Annotated in this window: 1 protein-coding gene; it reads right to left on the bottom strand. The window is 52.2% G+C overall.

What is annotated here, in order from left to right:
• Positions 1–31: 31 nt before the first annotated feature.
• Positions 32–1,147: an IS1249 family transposase gene (locus ACLHIL_RS08925; protein WP_411297610.1), complete on the bottom strand. Its 1,116-nt coding sequence runs from the start codon at positions 1,145–1,147 to the stop codon at positions 32–34.
• Positions 1,148–1,245: the final 98 nt, after the last annotated feature.

Below are 1,245 nucleotides of genomic sequence, written 5' to 3'. Positions count from 1 at the left end.
GGGTTATAGGACAAAATGTGTTGCTTGTGGGTTAGTCCCAGGTGTTGTGGTATGGGGTGGTGTGGTGGAGTTCGTTCCAGCAGATTGCGTCGCCCCAGGTGGGTATGGTGGTGTTGGCTTGTTGGTGTTGCGCGGCTTGTTGCCAGGCATTTTCTATGTCTTTGTCGGTGGGCATGATTTTCAGTATTTGGCTGGCTGGTAGCGGGTTTTCGGTATGCATGTAGCACCACCAGAAGATAGCTTTAATCCTGCGTGTCAGGTTCATGCCTCGGTGATTGCGCAATACTTGGCGTAGTGGCGCGTTTGTTGCGCCTTCGATACGGTTATTGGTTGCTGGCATAGGCTCTTGCCAGCAGGGGTCAACGAAAGTGAAAAGCAGGTCACGGCGTATGAGCTGGTTAAGACTGTTACGGGCTCTAACAAGCCTTTGATGGGTATAGACCCATCCGCCATTAGGAGTTGGGGTTTTCTCGTCTAAGAATTCTTCCCAATCCGTATGCCACTGGTTGTATTCGCATAGCCACTCACGTGCTTCCTCACTCGTTTTCACTCGTAGTAGCTTTAAGCCCAGGCGGTAGAGTTGCTGGGAGGCTGGGAGTTTCGGGCGCGTGGTTGTTGCGCGTTTTATCATGGCGAAGACGTGAAACGTGCAGCGTTGAACCTTGGTAGTAGGCCATACTTGTCTACGGGCTTTTTCAAACCCTCCCGCCCCGTCACTAATAACCAGGTCTGGGGCTGGGATCCGTTCTAGCAAAGCCGCCCAGGCTCTGGAGTTTTCCCGCCTAGCGACATACCATCCCAACACGTGAGTGCGACTTTGAGCGATCAACACGACAGCCTTACGACCCAGGTGAATACCATCAACAAACACCACCTCATGAACCTCATCCACCACTGGCGCGAAGGGCCAAAGCTTCCATAACGGAGCACACCTACGCCGAAAAGATCTGCCCTGACCTGGCATATCTACCTGTCTTTTATTACTCAAAAGCCAGCCAAGAAACTCACATAGATGCTTCGCTGTGGCGTCAATATGGTGAACCCGGGTCATACCACACGACCGACACCACCAACGCTGCGAACCCGCTGAAGTCTTACCATGCCTACTCATCACACGCCCGCACCCCGGGCACTTAACACTCGTCATTCATAACAGAGTGCCAAACCCCTAAAACACACCAACTACAACACCCAGTTTCCCCCGCAATAACGCCAAAAAATCCCGACAAAAGCAACACAATTTGT

The sequence above is a fragment of the Trueperella sp. LYQ143 genome, assembly GCF_046599595.1.
Classification (GTDB): Bacteria; Actinomycetota; Actinomycetes; order Actinomycetales; family Actinomycetaceae; genus Trueperella.
Note: the sequence above shows the minus strand (reverse complement) of the source record. Positions and strands in the feature narration are given on the sequence as shown.